Origin of the sequence: Streptomyces sp. NBC_00038, from assembly GCF_026343635.1 — a bacterium.
Taxonomy (GTDB): domain Bacteria; phylum Actinomycetota; class Actinomycetes; order Streptomycetales; family Streptomycetaceae; genus Streptomyces.
Map to the genome: position 1 here is coordinate 4,698,550 of NZ_JAPELQ010000001.1, position 22,617 is coordinate 4,721,166.

Sequence of the window (22,617 nt, forward strand, 5' to 3'; positions counted from 1 at the left end):
GAAGTACCCCTACACGTCACTGTCGAAGGCGACGTGCAGATGATCTCGATGCACCCGGTCCGAGAAGAACCCCGGAAGCCCGAGCTGCCGCGGCCCGCCCACGTTGTACGCCCCCGCCTTCGCCGCCGCCCGCATGAAGCCGTCGACGAGCGCGTCGGAGGTCGCGGGGTCGATCACCGCGTGCCCGTCGACGGCCCACACGTCGAAGGCGCGCATACGGGTGTGGTCGCTGAGCCGGTCCGTACCGAAGACGTTGCGCGGGTGCCCGGTGTGGACGACGCTCACGTCGATCTCGTACGTCTCCGCCAGCGTCAGCAGCGCCCGCAGCGGCTTGGGACGCAGCTGCCCGGCCCGGACGTCGGCCTCGGCGGCGGGCGGCAGCCGGATCCGGTCGTGTCCGACGACCTGCTCGATCAGCGTGCCGGGCCGGGCGAGCGGCTTCGCGGCACGGGACGGATACAGCTCGCTGACCTCCCACCCGGACGCCGCCCGGGTCAGCCGTACGTCGACGGTGACCCCGCCGTCCTCGACCGTCCCGTCCGCCGCCCTCCCCCACTGCCGGAGCGCGACCAGGACACTGGCCCGCGCGCTCAGCAGTCCTCCGTACTGGGCGGCGATCACACGGGTGGTGGCCTCGGGCCCGGCGTCGAGCAGGGGCTGTGCCTGCGTGACGAGGTGCGGGACCGAACCTGCGGGCACGTCCTGCGCCGCGGCCCGCTCCTTCGCCGGGGCGACCCCTTCCTGCCCGCGCGGCCAGGTGCCGAGTGCTTCCAGGAGTCGTACGGCCGCCCCTTTGGCCTGGGGTTCGACCTCGGTACGGACGAAGGGCCAGGGGGATGCGGTGGGGAGGGGGTCGGGCGGGGGCGGAGAGGGGCTGTTACCAGTACTGGGAGGCCGTGTATCCGGCGAACTCCCCGTCGGCGTGGGCTCCTTGGCGCCGCTCGTACAGCCCGCGACAGCGGCCGCCGCCCCGGCGACGGCCGCCAGCAGAACCCGCCTGGCTGGTTCGGTCACCCCTCCAGCATGACTCCGCGTCCCGACGCAATGTCAAGGTGACTGGGGCCTGGTGGCGGGACGAAGAAGCTGGGCCCGAAGAGCATGGGCCAGCTGGTCAGCCTGGTCGGCCGGCACCCGCTCGTGCTCCGGGCCCCGAAGCAACTCGAAGACACCCGGCCCACGTTGGCCTTCCGGCAGATTCGCCATACGCGGCACGATGTGGAAGTGGACGTGGGCGAAGCCTTCGGCTTCCGCGAACTGCACGACGTACGTCTTGACGCAACCGGTCACGCCGCGCAGCGCCCGGGAGAGCCTGACCTGCCAGGCTCCCAGGGCGGCCGCCTCGGCATCGGTGAGTTCATGGACGGCCGTGACGTGGCGCCGGGGCAGCAGCACCAGCCAGCCGGGCAACGCGGTGTCGAACACATGGGCCACCCGCCAGTGCTCGTCGAATGCGACGCACTCGCGGGGCGGAAGCTCGTGGAACCGCGCTTCCTTGGCGCACACGTAGCAGTCGGGAGCCGTCATGCTCACCGCAGCGACGGATGGGACTTCTCGCGCACGGTCCACCCTTCCTTGTCCATGCTGACGCTGTCCATCGTCGCTCCCGCGAGGAGCCCCACGGCCCCCGAGAGCACGCCCAGCAGCAGGGCGGCCCAGTACGGGACGACATCCAGCAGGAACGGTACGGCGAGGAGGACGCCGACCGCCGCGACGCGCAGGTGGGAGGCATGCTCGTTCGGGAGGTACCGGGACGGACGGGGAATCGGTGCGACGGCGACCGAGGGGTCCGTCTCGCACAGGGGTGCGGCATCGGCGCGCAGGTAGTACGAGTAGTCGTCCTCCTGCGTCATGCCCCAGACCACGTGACCGGAGTCGGAGACGAAGGCTGCGGAGACCGTGCGCTCCTTGTTCGTGCCCGCGATGTCCCGCCACCGGGTCGGCCAGCACAACCAGCCCTCGTGGCCCACGAGTCGGGCGGCGGCATGGACGAGGTGCTTGTCGCCGACGGTGTTGCTGTGGCCGGCCCCCGTCATGGCCTGGAGCCGGACGGTCCGTTGTGTGCCGGTGGCACCCTCGTGCACCAGATCGACGCCGTAGGTGGTGGCGGCGGCGATCTTGCCGACACCCTGCCCTGTCGGGTACCGGTACGTCTCAAGGACCGGGGTACCGAACCGGACGCGGACCGCGTGGACACCGCCCGCGGCGGCGTCCTCCTTGAGCATGCGCTGCATACGGCCGAGGTTGCCCTGAACCAGGATGAGATTGACCACGGACAACACGGCGCCGAGGATGAAGGTGAGCAGGCAGTACACGGCGCCGAGCTTTGAACCCCGGCCGTCGTAGGCGCTGTTGGCCGCCACGTACGGCGTCCAGACGATGACGTAGGCCGTCGCGATCAGCCCCCAGTCACGGCGCAGCACTCCCAGCTTGCCGGGGATCGTCGCCCGAGGAGGAGCGGTCGTCGGCAGCAACTTCGCGGGTGGTGCCGACCGAGAGACCAGCAGCCAGCCCACGACGGACACCGCCGCCAGGACCAGCGGCACGAGAACGTCCCAGCGGGGGCCGTGCAGGTCGTACCGGAAGGCGGCCGCGCCCCATGCGACGGCTGTCGACAACAGGGCCGTCGCCCCCAGAGTCCTTGCGAGTGGCGTGGAACTGCGCTGCATCCGGCCTCCCCCTGACCGTGGCGTGAAGATCTTGTGTGGCATGGAGATTACGCCCAGTTGATCAGCTACCGGAAGGCCTGTGGACAAGTACCGCCGCCGTGCATGAGCTGCCTTGGGCGGCTCCGAAAAGCATTCTGAAACGATCAGTAAAAAAGAAATTGGGTGGCACCGGCAACTGGCAGTATTCGGCGGCAGCACGCGAGTTGAGGCGGCCAACCGGCAGGGGGAAGACATGGCGACGGACGTTGTGGAGGCTCAGCAGGACCGGCCGCCCGGTTCCGGGGCGGCGCGCAGACGCGGCGCCGGGTTGCGGGCCCTGCTGTTCGCGGTGACGGCGCTCGTCGCCGGATCCGCGGGAGTGGGGGGCACCTTGCTCTACCAGAGAGGCGACGCTCCGGACACGTCCGCCGTCGACGGACAGGCCGCCGATGTCGCCGAGGCCCTGCGGCAGGACCTGAACGCAGGTTTTTACTCGGGGGGTGGGACCTACGGGGGCCAGTTCACCGAGGGCACGATCGTCGCTCAAGTCGAGGCACACGGCGGAGCGGTGCTGAGCTCCGGCACGGCGAAGGGCGAGCCCGGCAGCCTCAGCGTGCACACGGCGACGGTGATGCTGGGCCTGGTGCCGCCCGGCAAGGAGACCGTCGCCGCCGACGCCTACCCCGTCCGCTGCTACCGCTACACCTTCAGTCTCGGCTCACACAGCGTGGAACAGTCCCCCATGACCTGCCCGGCCACGCGCGCCGACGGCACACCCGGCAGCCTCGCGGCGCAGCTGGGCGTACTGCTCTCACAGCAGCCCACCGGCACGAACGCGTACCGGGCAATGTCGACGTCGGGATATCCGCACACCCCGCAGGGCGCCACGGACTTCCTGAAGGACAAGGGGCTGGTCGCCGCCGGGGACACCGTGGACAAGGTCTCCGGCAAGGCCGACGGCGATGACGTGTACGTCGTCGCCCTGCGTATCAACGGTGCCTGCCACTACCTGCGGATGGACTCCTCGTCCTCCGCGTCCCGCCTGATACCGCTGTGGGCCGCCCCGGCGGACGAGCAGAAGGCCTGCGCTGTGCAACAGGCCGTGTCCGCCGCCGCCTTGTACGGGATCGACCCGGCGAAGGCGGGGTGACCACCGCCAGCCATACTGTCGACCCCGTCCCCCAACGGAAGAGCCCCCACATGCCCCGCGATCACGACCTCAAGTTCCGGCTGGTCACGTCGTTCCAGCGGCGGATCGGCAACCCGGTCACCAAGTTGCTGCCGTTCCAGACGCTCCTGGAGACCACGGGGCGGAAGTCGGGGCTGCCGCGCCGGACCCCGGTCGGCGGGCGGCGAGTCGGGCGGGAGTTCTGGATCGTGTCCGAGTACGGCGACAAGTCGCAGTACGTGCGGAACATCAAGGCCGACCCGCGCGTCCGGGTCCGCGTCAAGGGGCGTTGGCACCAAGGCACGGCCCACCTGCTGACCCAGGACGACGCCGGCGAACGGCTCAGGTCCCTGCCCCGGCTCAACAGCGTCGCGGTGCGCGCGCTCGGCACGAACCTGCTGACGGTACGGGTGGATCTGACGGACGGCACACCCGTCAGCCCCGCCTGAACGCGCGGCCCGGACTGCCGCCCGTCGCGGGCGGCGGCTCGACGGGGGGCGTTTCCTTGAAGTACACGAGTTCTGCTACGGAGATGCGGATGTGCGACGAGGAGGTCACGGGTCTCATCGCCCCCTCGGGCCAGCGCGAGTAGGACACCTCCACCAGCCAGCTGGTCTCGGAGATCCGGAACACGCTGCGGCCTGTGTCGCCGAGACTATAGAAGCCGCGTTCGAGATAGGACCTGGTCAGCTCCTCCGCCTTGACCAAGGCCGCATCACGCCCGCCCTCCGCGTGGATCTTCTCCCTCAGCGTCCACTCCGTGTCGCTCGAGCCTTTGTTGCGCTCGACAAGCACGTACCACTCCGCCTCAGACCCCATCCCTACAGACCTCCTTCAGTTCAGGGTGAGAAGCACTTCGTCGATCTCACCCTCGCGCGCCAGGGCGAAGCCTCTGCCGTGCCCGGTGATGACGAAGCCGCACTTCTCCAGTACGCGGATCGAGCCCGTGTTGTCGGCTGCCGCCTGAGCGTGCAACGGCCGGGTGTCGTCGAGTTCGAGCAACGCCTTGAGGGCCGCCGTGGCTATTCCGCGTCCCCAGTGCGCCTGGGCGATCCAGTACGTGACCTCGCGTTCGTCCGGCGGCCCGTGCACCGAGACGTGGCCGACCACCTCGTCGTCGGCAAGTACGGTGCGTATCAGGTTCTCGGGGTTGGATCGGATCTTCGCCCAGTGGCTGTCGAAGAGCCCCCGGTCGTAGTGGTACTTCCCGGTGAACGCGGCAAGCTGCTGCGCCGCGGGGTCGGACAGGTGCTCCCAAAAAGTGGACAGGTCGCTGTCACGCACTTCGCGGAGAGAGATCATCTCTGTGGTGGCTCCTGCGGCTGGTCGAGAACCCGGCGCTGAACCTCGTGGACGGTATCAACTGTCGTCGCAGGCCCTGGCTTTGAACTCCGCCAGGGGGACGGTGATCGCGGATCCGTCGCCGGCGCCCGAGGCGTCGTAGTAGCGGACCGTTCCCGGGGCGAGCCGGTCCCGGTCGGTCAGAGTGAAGGAGACGCTGCTCGATGACGACGAGTCGTCCTTGGTCCAGCCGTAGAGGGCATAGGTGGTCTTGGCGGTGAGCGGCTTGAGAGATGTGGTCGCGGTCCAGCCTGCGGAAGGGGATTCGAGGGGCCAGGTGGTGAGACCGGCCTTGAGGGACCGGTCGGCGGTCCATGAACCGACCGTCTCCTCGCTGTCGGCGTCGGCGCTGTCCACGTAGAGGGTCGCGCCGTCGATCTGATGCCCGCAGACCATCATGACGCCGAGCAGCTTGCCGTCGTCGGTCACGGAGATGCCGGCGACGGCATCGACGGGCACCGTGCACCCCGAGCTTGCGGCCAGGGCCACGCCTGTCGCGACGGCGCCGACGAAACGCCGGAACACCGGCCATGAAACGGTCGACCGCACAGAATCCCCCTGCCCGAGGGAACCGCGCTTGGTACCCCCTGACCGCCGATGGTAGGGACGGCCCGCGTCGAGCCGCGGCGCCGCCGCCCACTCGTTGCACCCTCGTTGTGGCCTCGTAGCCGCTGCCCCTGCCCGAAGCAGCGCCTATCCCTGCTCGAACAGCCCGTCGAGGCGGGCCAGTTGCTCCGGGGTTGGTTGGAGGTGCGTGGCGGCGAGGTTCTCTTCTAGGTGGTCGATGCGGGCGGTGCCCGGGATCGGGAGGACGACCGGCGAGTGGGCCAGGAGCCAGGCCAGGGAGAGTTGCGTGGGGGTGGCGTCGAGTTCGGACGCCACGGCGGCGACCTCGGCCCGCGCGCCGAAGTCTCCCGCCGCGACCGGCCGCCACGGCAGGAACGCGATCCCCGCGGCCTCACAGGCCGCGAGCACCGGCTCGTGCTCGCGGTCGAGCAGGTTGTAGCGGTTCTGGACGGTGGCGATGTCGACGATCTCCCGCGACCGTTCGAGTTCGGCGACGGTCACCTCGGAGAGGCCGATCCGGCCCACCTTGCCCTCGGCCCGGAGCTCCCGCAGCGTGCCGAGCTGGTCGGCGAGCGGGGTCTCCGGATCGATGCGGTGGAGCTGGAGCAGCTCGATCCGGTCGACGCGAAGCCGGCGCAGGGCCATGTCGACCTGGGCGCGCAGCACGGCGGGGCGGCCGTCGAGACCCCACTCCCCCGTCGCCTCCGAGCGTGCGACACCGACCTTGGTGGTGATCAACAGCCCGTCCGGGTAGGGGTGAAGGGCCTCGGCGAGGAGTTCCTCGTTGGCTCCCCCGCCGTACAGGTGGGCGGTGTCGATCAGCGTGATCCCCAGTTCGACGGCCCGCCGGGCGACTCCGATGGCGGCCTCGCGGTCCGGTCCCGGCTCGGTCGGCAGGCGCATCGCTCCGAACCCGAGCCTCCCCACGGTCAGGTCGCCGCCGATACGAAACGTGGACTGTGTCATCTGACGCCTCTCCCCCGTCACCCGCACCCTCACTCGTTACTCGTTACTCGCTACTCGTTCGAGAGACGGTTCAGCCACTCCGTCAGGAGAGTCGTTTCGGCGGGGGTGAGGCCGGGAGGCGTGGACTGGCTCAGGAGGGCGCTGAGGCGGGCGGCCGTGGCAGGGACCCGTACCTCCTGTTCGGCCTCGGGCGACGCGCTCGGTGTCATCACCTCCGGTATGAAGACCACGGCGTGCACCGCGTCCCGTACCCGCCGCGACACCGTCTTGTCGGTGAAGGTCGCCGGGCGCGAGACCAGCATCAGGGCGATGCCGACGTTGGCGGACATGATGATCTGGGCGGCGAGTTCCGGAGCGAGGCGCAACTTGCCCTGTTCAGCGGCTCGTTGGAGGTCCGAGGTGAGGATCTGGTGGGCCTCCAGGGCCGCGGCGGGGGGTGTGCGCATCGCCGGGGAGTTCATCAGGCGGTAGAGGTTCGGGTTCTGGAGGGCGAACTCGGTGTGGGTGTCCCAGCCGTCGCGCAGGTCCTGGACGGGGTCCGTGCCGGGGTCGCGGTGGCGTTTGGTCGCCAGGTACTTGTCCCAGCCGTGGTCGACGACCGCCGACAGCAGGCCCTCCTTGTCCCCGAAGTGGCGGTAGAGCGCCGGGGCACCGACCCCGGCGGCCTCGCAGACCGCCCGGGTCGAGACGTCCCCGTCCGGGGACTCGGCGACCAGCGCGGCCGCCACTTCGAGGATGCGCGTTTTCGTACTCACGGTAGCGACGCTATCCGAGGTCACACGGACTCCGCGTGCGGGGCGAGCAGGTCTTCCAGGCCTATCCGCTTCAGGAACTCGGCGCGGATGCGGTCCGCGACCCGGCTGACCTCTTCGGAGCCGTCGTTCGCCGGGTCGACGTGGACCCGGAAGGGCCGCTCGCCGTGCGGGGTGCCGACGATGTCGACGATCGCGTCGGCCACCTGGGAGACGTCCGCGTCGGCGGGCGCGAGGGCGGCCAGGCGTTGGGACACCTGGTCCATCAGGCCCGCGTAGCGCTCCTCGTAGGCGGGAACGACGGTCTGCTCGGCGGGGTGTCCGCCGGTGGCGAAGTGGTTGGTGCCGGAGGTGAAGGAACCCGGCACGACGATGGTGGTCTCGATGTCGAAGCGGGCGAGTTCGGCGGCGTACGACACCGCGAGCGAGTCCATCGCGGCCTTCGCGGCGAAGTACGGGGCGAGATACGGCGGGGTGCCGCCCCTGCTGGACGTGGAGCCGACCCACAGGACGAGGCCGTGGCCCTGTGCCCGCAGGTGCGGCAGTGCGGCCCGGTTGACGCGCTGGGTGCCCAGCACGTTCGTGTCGTACACCGCCGCGAGTTCCTCCGGTGTGAAGGCCTCCGTGGGGCCGGTCACCATGTGGCCCGCGTTGTGCACGAGCACGTCCAGGCGGCCCGCCTCCGCGAGGATCGTGGCGACGGCGGCGTCGGCCGACTCCTGGGAGAGGACGTCCAGTTCGACCGTACGCAGGTCCACCTGGTGCTCGGCGGCGTACGCCTCGGCCTCCGCGACCCGGTCCGCGTTGCGGCCGGATATGTCGCGCATCGCGGCGTAGACCGTGTGCCCGGCGCGGGCGAGTGCGCGGGCGGAGAGGGCGCCGAAACCGGAACCGGCGCCGGTGATGACGATCACCTTGTTCATGACTGAACTCCTGAGTGATTCAAGTGACTTAAACGATGCCGCCGTTGGCCCGGAGCACCTGGCCGTTGACCCAGCGGCCGGCAGGACCGGCGAGGAAGGAGACGACCCCGGCGATGTCCTCGGGGGTGCCGAGGCGCTCCAGCGGCGGCTGGGCGGCCATCCTCGCGATGGTCTCCTCGTCCTTGCCGTCCAGGAACAGGGCGGTGGCGGTCGGTCCTGGCGCCACCGCGTTGACGGTGATGTCCCGGCCGCGCATCTCGCGGGCGAGGATCAGGGTGACGGCCTCGACGGCGCCCTTGGTGGCGGCGTACGCGCTGTATCCGGGGATCGCGAGCGCCAGCACGGAGCTGGAGAAGTTGATGATCGCGCCGCCCGCGCGCAGCCGGCGCGCGGCCTGCTGGTCGACGACGAACGTGCCGCGGATGTTGGTGCGGTGCATCCGGTCGAGGGCGTCGAGGTCGAGGTCGACGAGCGGGGCCAGCGTCATGACACCGGCCGCGTGGACGACGACGTCGACCCCGCCGTACGTGTTCTCCGCCGCGTCGAAGAGGGCCGCGACCTCGCTCTCGTCGGCCACGTCGGCACGCACGGCGACCGCCGCCCCGCCCTTCTCGGTGATCGCGGCGACGGCCTTGTCGGCCTCCGCCTCATTGCCCGCGTAATTGACGACGACGGCGAATCCCTCGGCGGCAAGACGCTCGGCGGTCTCGCGGCCGATCCCGCGCGAACCGCCGGTGACGACGGCCACACGGCGAGTGGAGGCACTCGACTGCTCACTCATGACGTTGCTCCCTGTCCCGACTGGGGTAGCGGCTTTCGCACCCCGACAGGAACAACGCTAACACCAAAACGGTAGCAACGCTACCCATGCAGTGCCCGGCAGCCGTAACACCGCTACGGGCAGCTCACCCCGGCCAAACGATCGCCTGCACCTCGCTGTACGCGTGCAGGGCGTACGACCCCACGTCCCTCCCCACGCCGCTCTTCTTGAAGCCGCCGAACGGCGCCTCCATGTTGCGTCCGACGGTGTTGACGCCGACGCCGCCCGCGCGGAGCCGTCGGGCGACGCGGAAGGCGCGGGCGATGTCGCCGGACCAGACGTAGTCGATGAGCCCGTAGTCGCTGTCGTTGGCGAGGGCGATGCCCTCCTCCTCGTCGTCGAAGGGGACGACCACGACGACGGGGCCGAAGATCTCCTCCCGGACCACCCGCATGTCCGGGGTGCAGTCGGCCAGGAGGGTGGGGGCGACGTAGAACCCGCGCTCGTACGGCGGCCGTTGACCACCCGCGACCACCCGCGCCCCCTCCTTCCGCCCGAGTTCGACGTAGGACTCGACCCGGTCGCGATGGGCCGCGGAGATGACTGGGCCGACCACCGTCCCCGGCTCCCGCGGATCCCCGACCTTCAAGTGGCCTGCATACGCGGCGAGTTGCTCGACCAGACGGTCGTGCACACCCCGCTGCACCAGCACCCGTGTCGGCGCCGTGCAGATCTGCCCGCTGTAGAAGGAGAACGTCGTCCCGATCCCCGACACCGCAGACTCCAGGTCGGCGTCGTCGAAGACGAGCGCCGCGCCCTTTCCGCCCAGCTCCATCAGCTGCCGCTTCATCCCGCGCCCGCACACCTCGGCGATGCGCTGCCCGACGGCGGTCGAGCCGGTGAAGCTGACCATGTCGACGTCCGGGGAGTCGACCGCGGCCTCGCCGACCTCCGCCCCCGTTCCGCTCACCACGTTCACGACCCCCGGCGGGACGCCCGCCGCCTCCAGGGCCTCCGCCATCCGGTACACGGAGAGGGGGTCCTGCGGGGCGGGCTTCACGACCACCGTGTTGCCCATGGCGAGGGCCGGGGCGATCTTGCCGGCCGGGTTGGCCCAGGGGTTGTTGTACGAGGTGATGCAGGTGACGACGCCGACGGGCTGGCGTACGGCCAGGGCGCCCATCACGGCCGCTCCGCCGAAGGGCCCGGCCTCGTTGATCTGCGGCGGCAGCGGCTGCTCGACCGGTTCGACCCGCGCGTAGCGGTGGAAGCGGGCCATGCCCACGCCCACCTGCATCGCGCGCGCCGTCCCGGTGGTGGCACCACTCTCGGCCTGAGCAAGTTCGGCGTACGGGAGAAGGTTGCGCCGGATGATCCCGGCGGCCCTGCCGAGGACGGCGGCGCGCTCCTCGGCGGGCGTGCGGGACCACGGCCCGAAGGCCTCGCGGGCCGCGGCGGCGGCCGCCCGCACCTGCTCCCGCGAGGCCTCCGGCGCCAGCCCGACGACACCCTCGCTCGCCGGGTCGGTCACCTCGTAGAACCCGTGGTCGGGCACCACCCACGAGCCGCCGATGAACAACCGCTGCTCCTCGGGCACTGGGTCGGTCACCTGGTGCTCACCGTCCGCGTGTCCCGTCCGGACCTGAGCACCTTCCCCGGCACCGCACCCGACACCTCGTCGCCCCGGATCGCCTCAACGCCGTTGACCCACACGGCCGTTATGCCGATCGCCTTCGAGTCGAGGCGCGGACTGTCACCCGGCAGGTCGTGCACCAGGGTGGCCTTGCCGGCGTCGATCCGTTCCGGGTCGAAGAGGACGAGATCCGCATGCCAGCCCACCTCCAGGCGCCCCCGCTCGCGCAGCCCGAAGAGCCGCGCCGGGTCGTCGGTCAGCATCTTCACGGCCTGCTCCAGCGTCACCAGCTTCCGCCCGCGCAGGCAGTCACCGATGAAACGGGTCGTGTACGGGGCCCCGCACATGCGGTCCAGATGCGCGCCCGCGTCGGAGCCGCCGAGCATGACGTCCTCGTGCCGCCAGGTCTCCTGCCGCAACGACCACGAGTCGGGATCATTGTCGGTCGGCATAGGCCACAGCACCGTCCGCATCTCGTCGGCCGCGCAGATCTCCACGAGGCACTCGAACGGCTCCTGGCCGCGCTCGGCGGCGATGTCCTTCACGACCCGCCCCGTCAGGCCCTCGTTCGCGGCGCTGTAGGTGTCCCCGATGACGTACCGCCCGAAGTTGGCGAGCCGCCGGAAGACGCCGGCTTCCTTACTGGTGGCTCTCCGCAGCATCTCGGCCCGTACGTCCGCATCGCGCAGGCGGGCGATCCGCTCGGGCACGGGGAGGGCGAGCACCTCGCCCCAGCCGGGGATGAGGTTCAGCGCGCAGAAGGTGCCGAGCGACATGTTCATCGGGGTTAGGATCGGCATGGTGAGGGCGACAATGCGGCCGCCGGACTTGCGGGCGCGTTCGCTCGCCTCCAGTTGCCGGGGGACGCGCTCGGGGACGGCGGCGTCGATGGTGAGCACGTTCCAGTTCAGGGGACGGCCGGCCGCCGCGCTCATCTCGACGAACAGATCGATCTCGTCGTCGCTGAACTGGTCGAGGCAGCCCGCGACGATCGCCTCGATCTGGGTGCCCTCGTGCTCGCCGACGGCCCGGCTCAGCGCCAGCAGCTCCGCCGGTTTCGCATGCCGGGAGGCGACCGGCTTACCGTCGCCGTCGGAGTGCGTGGAGGACTGGGTGGTGGACAGGCCCCAAGCACCCGCCGCCATCGCCTCGTTGAAGAGGGCGAGCATCTCGCCCAACTGCTCCTCGGTCGGCTGCCCGCCCACCGCCTCCGCGCCCATCACGTACCGCCGCAGCGCGCAATGCCCCACCATGAAGCCCGCGTTGACGGCGATCCGCCCCTCAAGGGCGTCCAGATACTCCCCGAAACTGTGCCAGCTCCAGGGCGCGCCCTCCTCCAAGGCGACCAGGGACATGCCCTCGACCTTGGACATCATGCGGCGCGTGTAGTCGGCGTCCTCGGGCCGGTCGGGGTTCAAGGGAGCAAGCGTGAAGCCGCAGTTGCCGCCCGCGACGGTCGTCACCCCATGGTTCAGGGACGGGGTGGCGTACGGGTCCCAGAAGAGCTGGGCGTCGTAGTGCGTGTGCGGGTCGACGAACCCGGGGGCGAGGACGAGCCCGTGCGCGTCCTCGCTCGTCCTGGCGTCTTCCGTCACCTCGCCGATGACGGCGATACGGCCTTCGCGTATCCCCACATCGGCGGTGTACGCGGGGGCGCCCGTGCCGTCCACGACGGTCGCGCCCTTGATCAGATGGTCGAGCATCGAGGAGGAACCCCCTAGACGGTTTGACGGAACCGGGTCGTCCGGTGCACCGGATCCGTGTCGATCTTCGGAATCACGTGCTCGCCGATCAGCTTGATCGTCTGCAGCGTGTAATCGCGCGCGACCCCGACCGGCAGGCCGAAGGAGAGCTGGTCGGCGCCCGCCTGCTCCCACCGCTTGCACTGGGTGAGCACCTCGTCCGGGTCACCGCAGATCAACAGCTCCTCCTCGATGAGGAGTTCGACGAACTCCTCGTTGTACTCGGGGAGCGTCTCGGGCCACACGGGGAAGCCCTCGGGCCGCGGGAAGGTGTCGTGGTAGCGGAAGACGAGGGAGGGGAGGTAGTGCAGCCCGCCGCTGACCGCGATCCGTATCGCCTCCTCGTGCGTCGGCGCGCAGATCGCGGTCGTCGTCACCATCACGTTGTCGTTGACGAAGTCCCCGATCGGCTGCGCGTCGACGACCGCCGTCTTGTACTGCTCCAGGACCCACTCCATGTCGGAGACCTTCTGCACGCTGAACCCGAGCACCCCGAGCCCCTTGCGGGCGGCCATCGCGTACGAGGGCGGCGACCCGGCGGCGTACCACATCGCGGGGTGCGACTTCCCGTACGGCTTGGGCAGCACCTTGCGCGGCGGGAGCTGCCAGTGCTTGCCCTGGAACCCGACGTACTCGTCCTGGAGCCACATCTTCGGGAACTCGGCGATGGTCTCTTCCCAGATCTCCTTGGTGTAGTTCATGTCCGTGATGCCCGGAAGGAAGCCGAGGATCTCGTGGCTTCCCGCACCGCGCCCGCTGCCGAACTCGAAGCGGTTCTCGGTGAGATGGTCGAGCATGGCGACCTTCTCGGCGACCTTCACCGGGTGGTTGACCTGGGCGAGCGGGTTGAAGATCCCGGAGCCGAGGTGGATGCGCTCGGTGGCGTGCGCGAGGTAGCCGAGGAAGACGTCGTTGGCCGAGAGGTGCGAGTACTCCTCCAGGAAGTGGTGCTCGGACGCCCAGGCGTACTTGAAGCCGGACTTGTCCGCCTGGATGACGTACTCGGTCTCCTCCATCAGCGCCTTGTGCTCCGCGAGCGGGTCGGTCTCGGCCCGCTTACCCACGTATCCCTGTACAAAGAGCCCGAATTCCAAGGAGGTTCACCGTCCCCAAGAGTCTCTTCCGAAGCGATCTGACGAACCGTCAGATCCACTCAGTCGACTGTTCCACCGAGCCCCTTGAGCGTCAATAGTTGACGTTCAGTCAGAAACAGGGGTCATCGGGGAGTCGGAGGTCAGAAGACGCTGACGCCCGCGAGCCAGCCGCCGTCGATCACGAACGGCTGCCCGGTGATGTACGAGGAGTCCTCACCGGTGAGGAAGAGCGCGAGCCGCGCCACCTCCTCGGGCCTGCCGATCCGCCCGAGCGGCACGAGCTTGCGGTAGAGGCCGTCGATGGCCCGCGCCATCTCCTCGGTGTCGGCGTTCGGATCGAGCTGCGCCGGGTTGCTCATGGCCGTGTCGATCGCCCCGGGACACATGGCGTTCACCCGTATCCCCTTGGGCGCCAGCTCCAGTGCGGCGACCCGGGTGAGCCCCAGGATCGCGTGCTTGCTCGCCGCGTACGCGCCCACCGCCGCCATGCCCGTCACCGCCGTGTACGAGGCGGTGTTGACGATCGTGCCGCCGCCGGCCTGCGCCAACTCCCCGGCCACCGCCTTGATTCCGAGGAAGCAGCCGACCTGATTGACCTGCACGACCTGCATGAACTCGTCGAGCGGGGTGTCCACGAGGGTGTTGAACCGCAGGATGCCCGCGTTGTTGACCAGCCCGTCGACCTTCCCGTACGCCTCCTTCGCGGCGGCGACCGCGGCCGTCCAGTCGGCTTCGCGGCCCACGTCGAGATGGACGTACAGCGCGCCGAGATCCTTGGCGAGATCCTCGCCCTGATCGTCGAGGACGTCGGCGACCACGACGTCGGCCCCTTCCGCCCGGAACAGCCGGGCCTCCTGCTCCCCCTGACCGCGCGCCGCTCCGGTGATCAGGACGACACGTCCGTCGAGCGTGCCCATGCGGGCCCCCTTTGGCATCGATGGAGTTCAGCATCGTACCGCCATATCTGACTACACGTCAGATACCGGTCGGGGCGTTGCATCAGCACATACCAAGTGACCGGCAAGTAGGGACATTTGACTCTGTCCGCATCCTCCGTGAAACCCAATAATCCTTCACGGCGAGGTAAAGCCACCCCCAAGGATGGAGCAGACATGGCCAAGAGGAGACTGAAGAACAAGAAGATCCGCTTCGTCGCGGTCGGCGCGGCACTGGCCACCGGCGGAGTGGTCGTCGCCCTGCTACCGTCGGCGAACGCGGCCGACGCGAAAACGCCCGATCAGATCATGACCATGTGCGAAAGGTCCGCTGTGGTCAACGGCGACGAACGGTCGGTGGAGGATTTCGGGGGCGCCTTCGCGGACGGTTTCCAGGCCGACAACTGCGACTACGTCGAGACGAACTTCGAGACCTTCGACGGCCCCACCGAGAAGTCGTCCATCGATTTCCCGAACTGCGAGCCGAACGCCACCGAACCGGCCACGGTCTCCATCACCTGGTCGGCGACGGCCGCCCAGGGACAGGGCAAGTACACCTCCACCCAACAGGGCGCCGGCGGTGGCCTCTTCGGATTCCTGAGCGGGTCCTGGGTCAAGCACAAGGGAACCCTGGACATGACCGTGAAGTCCGCGACGGCGGGCGACACGGAACAGCGGGAGGTACCGGTCGGCAAGGTGCTCCACATGGAGTTCACGCCGAAGATCCAGCGCATGACCGGCGAATGGCGGGTGCGTATCGACGCCGATCCCGGCAGCTTCGCCGTGAACCCCTCCCCCGAGCAGAACTTCGTGGCTCCGGAAGTCGTCGAGGGACCCGTCATCCTGCCGGGCGCCGCGGGCGCTCCCGGTGTGGCGGACGGCACCTCCAAGGCGGTCCTGGAGGACTGCTGAGCCTCCGACCGACCCGCACGAACGCACTGAAGCCGCAGGTCAACACTCGTACACCACACAGGAGACACCAATGACCGGGACCAGCCGCACGAGAAGCCACCGGAGCAAGAAGAAGCGCATCACCCTCGCCCTGGCCCCCGTGGCGGCGCTCGCGGTGATCGTCCCGTTGATGAACCAGGCGGGTGCCGCCACCCCCTCCGAGGTGACCGCCGACTGCGCCGCGGACTCCGACAAGCTGGAGAACTGTGAGTTCGTCGACGTCCAGTTCAAGGCCGACAGCCTCGGACCCAACGAGCGCGTTTCCGCGGTGACCGACAACTGCGGTTCGACGGGCACCGCGTCGAAGTCCTTCAGCGTGAGCGCGAGCGTCACCAGAACCATTGAGCTGGAGGACGGATTCAGCGCCTCGGCGGACTCGAAACTGGGGAACTCGTTCTTCGAGATCGGCGCGAAGTTCAGCACCACGGAATACAACATCTCGCGTGACGTCACGGCGACCGGCCTGGAGTTCACCCGGACGGACACCGTGCAGGCGGACAGCATCGCCTTCTTCATGTGGTCCCACAAACGCACCGACGTGAGCGGATTCCTCAAGGCCACGTACAAGGAGGCGCAGGACGGCCAGACGGTGTTCTTCTCCCCGAGCGAGGGCGGCGCGACCGTGCACGTCTTCTATCCGCAGATCCTGAAGAACGGAACTCCCGACGGGCGACTGTGGCTGCGCAACGTGAAATGCGGAACCGCCGAGGCATCCGGAATCCAGAACTCGGGGAACAGCATCCGGACAGAACCCGGATTCGGTGAGGGCGGCGGCAACGTCAGCGACGTGGAAATCCCGCTGACGGAGATTCCAGCCCCCTGATCCCGTAGAAGGGGAGCGGCGGCAAGAGGTCCGATCCGTTCTCAGGTGCGAAGCACGGGCGTGGCTCCCAGCCACCGCAGGACCGCGTCCGTGCCGCCCCTGGCATCCAGCTTGGCGTAGATGTTGCTGAGGTTGTTGCGGACGGTCTTCTCGCTCAGCCGCAGCCGCAGCCCGATCTCCTGCGCGCACAGGCCGGTCGACAGCAGCTCCATGATCTGCTTCTCGCGCGGCGAGAGCAGGCCCCGCAGCCGCCCCGTCGCGCCACCGTCACCGGTCGCGGGCATCCGCCGGGCCCCCTCCCGCAGGGCGGCGCACGCGGACGGCGAGAGGTAGGTGTGCCCGACCTTGGCCGCCATGACCGCCGAGGACAACATCTGTTCGCAGTGGTCGCCCTCGACCAGATAGCCCGCCCCTTCCCGGAACGCCTCGACCACCGCTTCGGTGTCCTGCCGTGGACTCACCACGAGCACCGGCACACTCCGGGCACGGAGAGCCTCCAGCAGCCCCGGAAAGGAAGCCCCCGGATCCTCGCAGTGCAGCACGACGACGTCCGCCTCGGTCTCCCGCAGCCCTCGGTAGGGCGGGGAGACGGGCAGCACCCGGCCCACGTACGGATCGTCAGGGGCCGGCCAGTCGTCGTGCGGCCAGGTGCCCCCGGCGGAGGCCAGGGCGACTAAGAGTCGTTGGGAGGATCGCACTTCTGGGGTCCTTCCGCCGGAGCCATAACGTCCGTACGTCCGTACATACGAGACTCGGCGTGGACATGTTCAAAGGTTCAAGAAAGAAATGCCGGGCTGTCTGACAGGTCGGCCCACGGCTCCCGCCGGTTCACCGGTCGGCCTACGCCTCCCCCAGCAGCGGTCCCACCTCCGTGCCGAACGCGGCCATCTGATCGGTGAGTTCGGTGCGGCTGCGACTGCGGAACCGCACCTGTATCTGGTGCACGCCCATCGCGCGGTACGCCCGCAGCGACTCGGCGAGCTCCTCGGGCGCCCCGTGCAACGTGCGCCGCCCGACATCCCAGCCGGGCTCACCGACGTACAGCGTCTCGGTGATGGCACCGATGGTGAGGGGCTCCTCGACGCCCGCCTGTTCCCGCAGGCGCTTCAGCCGGTCGATCTGCTCGGGCAGCCGGTCGCGCGGATCACCCTGCGGCAGCCACCCGTCGCCGCGCTGCGCGGCCCGGCGCACGGCGGCGGGCGAGGACCCGCCGACCCAGACGGGCACCCGCTCCTGCGCGGGCCTGGGCAGTTGTCCGAGCCCCTCGAAGTCGTACAACTTGCCGTGATGTACGGGGAATTCATCCGGCCCGAGCGCGGCCCTGAGGGCGTCGATGGACTCGTCGAGGACCGCCCCCCGCCGCTCGAAGTCCACCCCGAGCACCTCGAACTCCTCCTGTACGTGCCCGGCCCCGACGCCGAGGATCAGCCGCCCCCCGCTCAGATGGTCGAGGGTCGCGTACTGCTTGGCGGTGATCAGCGGATGCCGCAGCCCGACGATCGCGACATGACTGAGCAGCCGTACGCGCTCGGTCACGGCCGCCAGGTGGGCGAGGGTGGCGACGGGGTCGTACCAGACGGTGCTCATGGCGCTCGCGAGCCGGCGCGGGATGGCGACGTGGTCGCAGCTCGCGACATACGCGAACCCGGAGCGGTCGGCGGCGCGGGCGATCTCGACGAGGTCGCCGGGGCCCGCGCCCGCCTCCCACGGCTCGGCGTAGATGGTGCTCTGCGACTGGATCGGGAGCTGCATCCCGTACAGCAGAGACCCGCCCGTGCTCAACGTGCACCACCAGAACGCGCACCGCCCGGACCGGCCCACAACCCGTCCTCCGTGAGCCCGAGGAGCTGGATCGCGTTCCCCCGTACGATCCGGTCGACCACGTCCGCGTCGAGGTGACCCATCTGGGCCTCGCCGACCTCCCTGGACTTCGGCCAGGTCGAGTCGGAGTGCGGGTAGTCGGTCTCGTACAGGACGTTGCCCACCCCGATGTCATCGAGGTTCCTGAGCCCGAAGGCGTCGTCGAAGAAGCAGCCGTACACGTGCTCGGTGAAGAGTTCGGACGGCGGCCGGTGGACCTTGTCGGCGACGCCGCCCCACCCGCGGTTCTCCTCCCAGACCACATCGGCGCGCTCGAGGATGTAGGGGATCCACCCGATCTGCCCCTCCGCGTACATGACTTTGAGATTCGGGAAGCGCTCGAACTTCCCGCTCATCAGCCAGTCCACCATCGAGAAGCAGCAGTTGGCGAAGGTGATGGTGGAGCCGACGGCCGGCGGGGCGTCGGCGGACGTCGAGGGCATCTTGCTGCTGGACCCGATGTGCATGGCGATGACCGTGCCGGTCTCGTCGCAGGCGGCGAGGAAGGGGTCCCACTCGTCGGTGTGGATGGAGGGCAGTCCGAGGTGGGGCGGGATCTCGGAGAAGGCCACGGCACGTACGCCACGGGCGGCGTTGCGGCGCACTTCCGCCGCGGCGAGCCGGGGATCCCAGAGGGGGATGAGGGTCAGTGGTATCAGGCGTCCCGCGGCCAGCGGCCCGCACCACTCGTCCACCATCCAGTCGTTGTAGGCCCGCACGCACAGCAGGGCCAGCTCACGGTCCTTGGCCTCGGTGAAGGTCTGTCCGCAGAAGCGGGGGAAGGTCGGGAAGCAGAGCGCGGACTGGACATGGTTGACGTCCATGTCGGCGAGACGCAGCGGCACGTCGTACGAACCGGGCCGCATCTGCTCGTACGTGATGACCTCGAGCTTGATCTCGTCCCTGTCGTACCCGACGGCGGTGTCGAGACGGGTGAGGGGCCGGTGGAGGTCTTCGTACACCCACCAGTCCCCGATCGGCCCGTCGTCGCCCGGATTGCCCATGACGGGCGCGAACTTGCCGCCGAGGAACGTCATCTCCCGCAGCGGTGCGCGGAGGATGCGAGGGCCTCGGTCCTGGTACTTGGACGGGAGCCGGTCCCGCCAGACGTCGGGGGGCTCCACCGTGTGGTCGTCCACCGAGATGATCTTCGGAAAGGTCGGGAGGGTCTCCATGTCTTTTACGGTAGCGCTGATCTGACGGTCCGTCAGCTCCCTGGTGAGAGACTGCTGGATTGCGGGGGCTACGTGTGGGCATTGTGAGAGCCTGCGGGGCTTGGCACGGCGGCCTGTGATCGACGTCTCCCGAAGCTGACGCATCCGCCATGAACAAGGCAAACTGGCTTCCTAGTGTTGACAGTTCGGCAGGGGGCAGCGATGGACGGTGTGCCGCGAGTACCGGAGCAGTGGCGTCGCGAGGAATCGGCGACTCTGCGCTTCAGCGTGCTCGGTCCGGTGCGCGCCTGGCGCGGGGAGGATCTCCTTCCGGCGGGGTCCCCGCAGCAACGCGCCATGCTGGCGGCCCTGTTGCTCCGCGAAGGCCGTACGGCCACCGCCTCGGAGCTGATCGACGCCCTGTGGGGCGACGAGCCCCCGGCCCAGGCCCTGGCCACGGTACGGACGTACGCCTCACGGCTGAAGAAGACGCTGGGCCCCGAGATCCTGGTCGGCGAGGCCGGCGGCTACGCGATCCGGCTGTCCGGCACGGGCGGCACGCTCGACCTCACGCAGGCCCAGGAACTCGCGGCCGACGCCGAGAAGGCCCGCAGCGCCGGGGATCTCTGCCACGCCCGTGAGGTACTGCGGCGCGCGCTGAGCCTGTGGGAAGGGGAGCCGCTGGCGAGCGTGCCGGGTCCGTTCGCGGACACCCAGCGTGCGCGGCTGGACGAGCTGCGGCTTCAACTCCTGGAATCCCGCCTCGACATGGACCTCGAACAGGGCTGCCACGCGGAGGCCGTGTCGGAGCTGACCGCACTCACCGCCGCGCATCCGCTCCGGGAGCGCCTGCGCGAGCTGCTGATGCTCGCGCTGTACCGGAGCGGGCGGCAGGCGGAGGCCCTGGCCGTGTACGCGGACACGCGGCGCCTGCTGGCCGACGAACTGGGCGTGGACCCCCGGGCGGGTCTGAAGGAACTCCAGCAGCGCATCCTCCAGGCGGACCCGGGGCTCGCGGAACCCTCCGCTCCGGCGGCGGAGCCCGCGACGGCACCGGTCCGCCCCCACCAACTCCCCGCCACGGTCACCGACTTCACCGGCCGCGTCTCCTTCGTCAACGAGCTGAGCGAGGTCCTCGCCTCCGCCTCCTCCAACGAAGGCGAGGGCCGGGTCATGGCCGTCTCGGCGCTTGCGGGGATCGGCGGCGTGGGGAAGACCACCCTGGCCGTGCACGTGGCCCATCAGGCTCGGGGCGCCTTCCCCGATGGGCAGTTGTACGTGGACCTGCAGGGCGCGGGGTCGCGGGCTGCCGAGCCGGAGACGGTACTCGGGGCGTTCCTGCGAGCGCTGGGGACACTGGACTCCGCCATCCCGGACTCCCTGGAGGAGCGCTCGGCGCTCTACCGCTCGACACTGGACGGGCGACGGGTACTGGTCCTGCTGGACAACGCCCGGGATGCCGCCCAGGTGCGTCCACTGCTCCCCGGGACGGAGGGCTGCGCGGCCCTCGTCACCTCCCGAGTGCGGATGGTGGACCTCGCGGGCGCGCATCTCGTGGACCTGGACGTGATGTCCCCCGAGGAGGCCCTCCAGCTCTTCACGAAGATCGTGGGGCGGGAGCGGGTGGAGTCCGAACGCGAGGCCGCGCTGGATGTGGTGGCGGCTTGCGGATTCCTGCCGCTCGCGATCCGCATCGCCGCGTCGCGGCTGGCCGCCCGGCGTACGTGGACGGTGTCCGTGCTGGCGGCGAAGCTCGGGGACGAGCGGCGGCGGTTGGATGAGCTCCAGGCGGGCGACCTCGCGGTCAAGGCGACTTTCGAGCTGGGGTACGGGCAGTTGGAGCCGGCGCAGGCTCGGGCGTTCCGGTTGTTGGGGCTGGCGGATGGGCCGGATATCTCGCTGGCTGCTGCTGCGGCCGTGCTGGATCTTCCGGTGGAGGAGACGGAGGACATGCTGGAGTCCCTCGTCGACACGTCGTTGGTGGAGTCGGCGGCGCCTGGTCGGTACCGGTATCACGACCTGGTGCGGCTCTACGCGCGTGCTTGTGCGGAGAGGGATGAACAACCGCCGAGTGAGCGGGATGCGGCCATGTCGAGACTGCTGGACTTCTACCTGGCTACGGCTGCGGAAGTTTATGCGACTGAGCGTCCGGGGGATCGAACAGTCTCGCACCTGGAGGAAACCCGGTATCCGGGCCGAGAGTTCATCAATGATGCCGAAGCCTTGGACTGGCTGCATACAGAGGCCGACTGCTTGTTGGCCTGCGCCCACCAGTCGCTCCAAGGACCGACGCTACGTCGGGCGGTGGACCTATTGCTGGCCGCCAAGGACCTGGCCGAGTCGGGTGCGAGTTCACGCAGGTACGAAGGGGCCACCTTGGCAGCCTGCAAGGCTTCTCAAGCCGCGGGTGACGCTCATGCCGAGGGGCGTGCCCGGGTCACTCTCACCCAGGTGCACAGCAACGCGGGGCGTTTCGACACCGCCGAGGCGGAAGCCCTGCGAGCGACGGCACTTGGTTTGAGAGCCAATGACCCATGGACCAGCAGCAACGCCCCGAACGAGCTGGGGATCATCGCCAATTGCACCAACCGCTATGCCGATGGCGAAGCTCATTTGCTCAAGGCCATCGACGCCTTTCGCGCTGACGGCAACCGCCCTGGCGAGGCCAGCGCGCTGTGCAACCTCTCCCGGGTTCTCGCTCCAATGGGGAATCTGTCACGCGCCGTCGAGCTGGCGCGGGAAGGGACCCGCATCTACGACGAGTTGGGCCTGACCGTTCGCCTGGCGAATGCCCGGTACGCGTTGGGCATCGCCCTTACGCAGTCCGGGCGGCTCTCCGAGGCCATGGGCGAGCTCGCCGAGGCGGTGCGAATCTTCGCGGAGAACCGTCAGCGTCTTTGGGAGGGCACCACGCACTTCCGCATCGCCCAGGTGCACCTTCTGGCGCGTCGCCCTGCGCAGGCAGCACAGCACGCGGAGCAGGCACTTGCGACAGGATGCATCGGCGGCGACTGGATGCGCGCCAACGCACTCACACTCCTGGGCAGGTCGCTGGAGGCGCTCGGCCAATCCGATCGGGCTCGTGCCTGCTGGCGTGAAGCACTGGCGATTTACGAAAGCACATCCGCACCTGAAGCCGATTCTGTACGGGCCCTGTTGACGCCCCTCGCAGCTGCCTGAAGCGAAGCTGGACGTCGTTCATCGAACGTTTATGAGGTCCTGCCAGTCTCATCCCATCGATCCGTCGCGTCGGGGGGCAGACGGATCACACGGGCCCCACGGATAAGGTGGACGGCCTCACAG

At 69.4% G+C, this 22,617-nt stretch carries 22 protein-coding genes; 5 read left to right on the forward strand and 17 right to left on the reverse strand.

Going from position 1 to position 22,617, the window contains the following annotated elements:
- Nucleotides 1-9 precede the first annotated feature (9 nt).
- The 3 genes from OG219_RS21075 to OG219_RS21085 are packed head-to-tail and all read right to left on the reverse strand — an operon-like array spanning nucleotide 10 to nucleotide 2,666.
- A complete protein-coding gene (locus OG219_RS21075) occupies nucleotides 10-1,014 on the reverse strand; it encodes a hypothetical protein (RefSeq protein WP_266828711.1) in 1,005 nt (334 codons plus the stop codon).
- A gap of 33 nt (nucleotides 1,015-1,047) precedes the next feature.
- Complete coding sequence (locus tag OG219_RS21080; protein ID WP_266828713.1) at nucleotides 1,048-1,524, reverse strand: HIT family protein; 477 nt, start codon at nucleotides 1,522-1,524, stop codon at nucleotides 1,048-1,050.
- 2 nt (nucleotides 1,525-1,526) lie between these two features.
- Entirely contained in the window at nucleotides 1,527-2,666 is a 1,140-nt protein-coding gene (locus OG219_RS21085) for a hypothetical protein (protein WP_266828715.1), read from the reverse strand.
- Between the two features lie 232 nt (nucleotides 2,667-2,898).
- Here OG219_RS21085 and OG219_RS21090 point away from each other — a divergent pair, with 232 nt between their 5' ends.
- Both OG219_RS21090 and OG219_RS21095 read left to right on the forward strand, forming a co-directional pair.
- Nucleotides 2,899-3,795 carry a hypothetical protein gene (locus OG219_RS21090; protein WP_266828717.1) on the forward strand — a complete coding sequence of 299 codons (897 nt, stop codon included), beginning with the start codon at nucleotides 2,899-2,901 and terminating at the stop codon, nucleotides 3,793-3,795.
- A gap of 50 nt (nucleotides 3,796-3,845) precedes the next feature.
- The gene (locus tag OG219_RS21095; RefSeq protein ID WP_266828719.1) at nucleotides 3,846-4,262 is read left to right on the forward strand and encodes a nitroreductase/quinone reductase family protein; all 417 of its coding nucleotides are present in this window, start codon (nucleotides 3,846-3,848) and stop codon (nucleotides 4,260-4,262) included.
- Here the strand turns inward: OG219_RS21095 and OG219_RS21100 are convergent.
- The 11 genes from OG219_RS21100 to OG219_RS21150 form a co-directional block, all read right to left on the reverse strand.
- A complete protein-coding gene (locus OG219_RS21100; protein ID WP_266828721.1) occupies nucleotides 4,249-4,632 on the reverse strand; it encodes a hypothetical protein in 384 nt (127 codons plus the stop codon). The two genes, OG219_RS21095 and OG219_RS21100, sit on opposite strands and share 14 nt — an antisense overlap.
- 15 nt (nucleotides 4,633-4,647) lie before the next feature.
- Nucleotides 4,648-5,115 (reverse strand): GNAT family N-acetyltransferase, encoded by a 468-nt coding sequence (locus OG219_RS21105; protein ID WP_266828723.1) that lies wholly within the window; start codon nucleotides 5,113-5,115, stop codon nucleotides 4,648-4,650.
- A gap of 57 nt (nucleotides 5,116-5,172) precedes the next feature.
- Entirely contained in the window at nucleotides 5,173-5,703 is a 531-nt protein-coding gene (locus OG219_RS21110) for a hypothetical protein (RefSeq protein WP_266828725.1), read from the reverse strand.
- Nucleotides 5,704-5,847: 144 nt separating this feature from the next.
- A complete protein-coding gene (locus OG219_RS21115; RefSeq protein WP_266828727.1) occupies nucleotides 5,848-6,687 on the reverse strand; it encodes an aldo/keto reductase in 840 nt (279 codons plus the stop codon).
- A gap of 50 nt (nucleotides 6,688-6,737) precedes the next feature.
- On the reverse strand, nucleotides 6,738-7,442 hold the full coding sequence (locus OG219_RS21120) for a TetR/AcrR family transcriptional regulator (protein WP_266828729.1): 705 nt from the start codon (nucleotides 7,440-7,442) through the stop codon (nucleotides 6,738-6,740).
- Nucleotides 7,443-7,462: 20 nt separating this feature from the next.
- On the reverse strand, nucleotides 7,463-8,362 hold the full coding sequence (locus OG219_RS21125) for an SDR family oxidoreductase (protein WP_266828731.1): 900 nt from the start codon (nucleotides 8,360-8,362) through the stop codon (nucleotides 7,463-7,465).
- 28 nt (nucleotides 8,363-8,390) lie between these two features.
- Nucleotides 8,391-9,143 carry an SDR family oxidoreductase gene (locus OG219_RS21130; RefSeq protein WP_266828733.1) on the reverse strand — a complete coding sequence of 251 codons (753 nt, stop codon included), beginning with the start codon at nucleotides 9,141-9,143 and terminating at the stop codon, nucleotides 8,391-8,393.
- A gap of 124 nt (nucleotides 9,144-9,267) precedes the next feature.
- Nucleotides 9,268-10,731: an aldehyde dehydrogenase family protein gene (locus OG219_RS21135; protein WP_266828735.1), complete on the reverse strand. Its 1,464-nt coding sequence runs from the start codon at nucleotides 10,729-10,731 to the stop codon at nucleotides 9,268-9,270.
- Complete coding sequence (locus tag OG219_RS21140; RefSeq protein WP_266828737.1) at nucleotides 10,728-12,458, reverse strand: amidohydrolase family protein; 1,731 nt, start codon at nucleotides 12,456-12,458, stop codon at nucleotides 10,728-10,730. The genes OG219_RS21135 and OG219_RS21140 overlap by 4 nt, the downstream gene beginning before the upstream one ends.
- Nucleotides 12,459-12,472: 14 nt before the next feature.
- The gene (locus tag OG219_RS21145) at nucleotides 12,473-13,591 is read right to left on the reverse strand and encodes an LLM class flavin-dependent oxidoreductase (protein ID WP_323183288.1); all 1,119 of its coding nucleotides are present in this window, start codon (nucleotides 13,589-13,591) and stop codon (nucleotides 12,473-12,475) included.
- Between the two features lie 140 nt (nucleotides 13,592-13,731).
- On the reverse strand, nucleotides 13,732-14,508 hold the full coding sequence (locus OG219_RS21150; protein WP_266828741.1) for an SDR family NAD(P)-dependent oxidoreductase: 777 nt from the start codon (nucleotides 14,506-14,508) through the stop codon (nucleotides 13,732-13,734).
- A 195-nt stretch (nucleotides 14,509-14,703) separates the two neighbouring features.
- Here OG219_RS21150 and OG219_RS21155 point away from each other — a divergent pair, with 195 nt between their 5' ends.
- Nucleotides 14,704-15,438, forward strand: coding sequence for a hypothetical protein (locus OG219_RS21155; RefSeq protein WP_266828743.1), 735 nt, complete (start codon nucleotides 14,704-14,706; stop codon nucleotides 15,436-15,438).
- A 70-nt stretch (nucleotides 15,439-15,508) separates the two neighbouring features.
- Nucleotides 15,509-16,300: a hypothetical protein gene (locus tag OG219_RS21160; protein WP_266828745.1), complete on the forward strand. Its 792-nt coding sequence runs from the start codon at nucleotides 15,509-15,511 to the stop codon at nucleotides 16,298-16,300.
- Between the two features lie 41 nt (nucleotides 16,301-16,341).
- Here OG219_RS21160 and OG219_RS21165 read toward each other — a convergent pair whose 3' ends face one another.
- The 3 genes from OG219_RS21165 to OG219_RS21175 form a co-directional block, all read right to left on the reverse strand.
- A complete protein-coding gene (locus tag OG219_RS21165) occupies nucleotides 16,342-16,998 on the reverse strand; it encodes a response regulator transcription factor (RefSeq protein ID WP_266828747.1) in 657 nt (218 codons plus the stop codon).
- A gap of 142 nt (nucleotides 16,999-17,140) precedes the next feature.
- Nucleotides 17,141-18,052 (reverse strand): LLM class F420-dependent oxidoreductase, encoded by a 912-nt coding sequence (locus OG219_RS21170; protein WP_266828749.1) that lies wholly within the window; start codon nucleotides 18,050-18,052, stop codon nucleotides 17,141-17,143.
- Between the two features lie 26 nt (nucleotides 18,053-18,078).
- Nucleotides 18,079-19,335 carry an amidohydrolase family protein gene (locus tag OG219_RS21175; protein ID WP_266828751.1) on the reverse strand — a complete coding sequence of 419 codons (1,257 nt, stop codon included), beginning with the start codon at nucleotides 19,333-19,335 and terminating at the stop codon, nucleotides 18,079-18,081.
- A gap of 201 nt (nucleotides 19,336-19,536) precedes the next feature.
- Between OG219_RS21175 and OG219_RS21180 the strand changes: the two genes are divergently transcribed.
- Complete coding sequence (locus tag OG219_RS21180; protein WP_266828753.1) at nucleotides 19,537-22,494, forward strand: AfsR/SARP family transcriptional regulator; 2,958 nt, start codon at nucleotides 19,537-19,539, stop codon at nucleotides 22,492-22,494.
- Nucleotides 22,495-22,617: the final 123 nt, after the last annotated feature.

What these genes read in the sequence shown, in the direction of transcription:
- OG219_RS21080 (WP_266828713.1), bottom strand. Translation starts at nt 1,524, where the DNA reads ATGACGGCTCCCGACTGCTACGTGTGCGCCAAGGAAGCGCGGTTCCAC.
- OG219_RS21085 (WP_266828715.1), bottom strand. Translation starts at nt 2,666, where the DNA reads ATGCAGCGCAGTTCCACGCCACTCGCAAGGACTCTGGGGGCGACGGCC.
- OG219_RS21090 (WP_266828717.1), top strand. Translation starts at nt 2,899, where the DNA reads ATGGCGACGGACGTTGTGGAGGCTCAGCAGGACCGGCCGCCCGGTTCC.
- OG219_RS21095 (WP_266828719.1), top strand. Translation starts at nt 3,846, where the DNA reads ATGCCCCGCGATCACGACCTCAAGTTCCGGCTGGTCACGTCGTTCCAG.
- OG219_RS21100 (WP_266828721.1), bottom strand. Translation starts at nt 4,632, where the DNA reads ATGGGGTCTGAGGCGGAGTGGTACGTGCTTGTCGAGCGCAACAAAGGC.
- OG219_RS21105 (WP_266828723.1), bottom strand. Translation starts at nt 5,115, where the DNA reads ATGATCTCTCTCCGCGAAGTGCGTGACAGCGACCTGTCCACTTTTTGG.
- OG219_RS21115 (WP_266828727.1), bottom strand. Translation starts at nt 6,687, where the DNA reads ATGACACAGTCCACGTTTCGTATCGGCGGCGACCTGACCGTGGGGAGG.
- OG219_RS21125 (WP_266828731.1), bottom strand. Translation starts at nt 8,362, where the DNA reads ATGAACAAGGTGATCGTCATCACCGGCGCCGGTTCCGGTTTCGGCGCC.
- OG219_RS21130 (WP_266828733.1), bottom strand. Translation starts at nt 9,143, where the DNA reads ATGAGTGAGCAGTCGAGTGCCTCCACTCGCCGTGTGGCCGTCGTCACC.
- OG219_RS21140 (WP_266828737.1), bottom strand. Translation starts at nt 12,458, where the DNA reads ATGCTCGACCATCTGATCAAGGGCGCGACCGTCGTGGACGGCACGGGC.
- OG219_RS21150 (WP_266828741.1), bottom strand. Translation starts at nt 14,508, where the DNA reads ATGGGCACGCTCGACGGACGTGTCGTCCTGATCACCGGAGCGGCGCGC.
- OG219_RS21155 (WP_266828743.1), top strand. Translation starts at nt 14,704, where the DNA reads ATGGCCAAGAGGAGACTGAAGAACAAGAAGATCCGCTTCGTCGCGGTC.
- OG219_RS21160 (WP_266828745.1), top strand. Translation starts at nt 15,509, where the DNA reads ATGACCGGGACCAGCCGCACGAGAAGCCACCGGAGCAAGAAGAAGCGC.
- OG219_RS21170 (WP_266828749.1), bottom strand. Translation starts at nt 18,052, where the DNA reads ATGCAGCTCCCGATCCAGTCGCAGAGCACCATCTACGCCGAGCCGTGG.
- OG219_RS21175 (WP_266828751.1), bottom strand. Translation starts at nt 19,335, where the DNA reads ATGGAGACCCTCCCGACCTTTCCGAAGATCATCTCGGTGGACGACCAC.
- OG219_RS21180 (WP_266828753.1), top strand. Translation starts at nt 19,537, where the DNA reads ATGGACGGTGTGCCGCGAGTACCGGAGCAGTGGCGTCGCGAGGAATCG.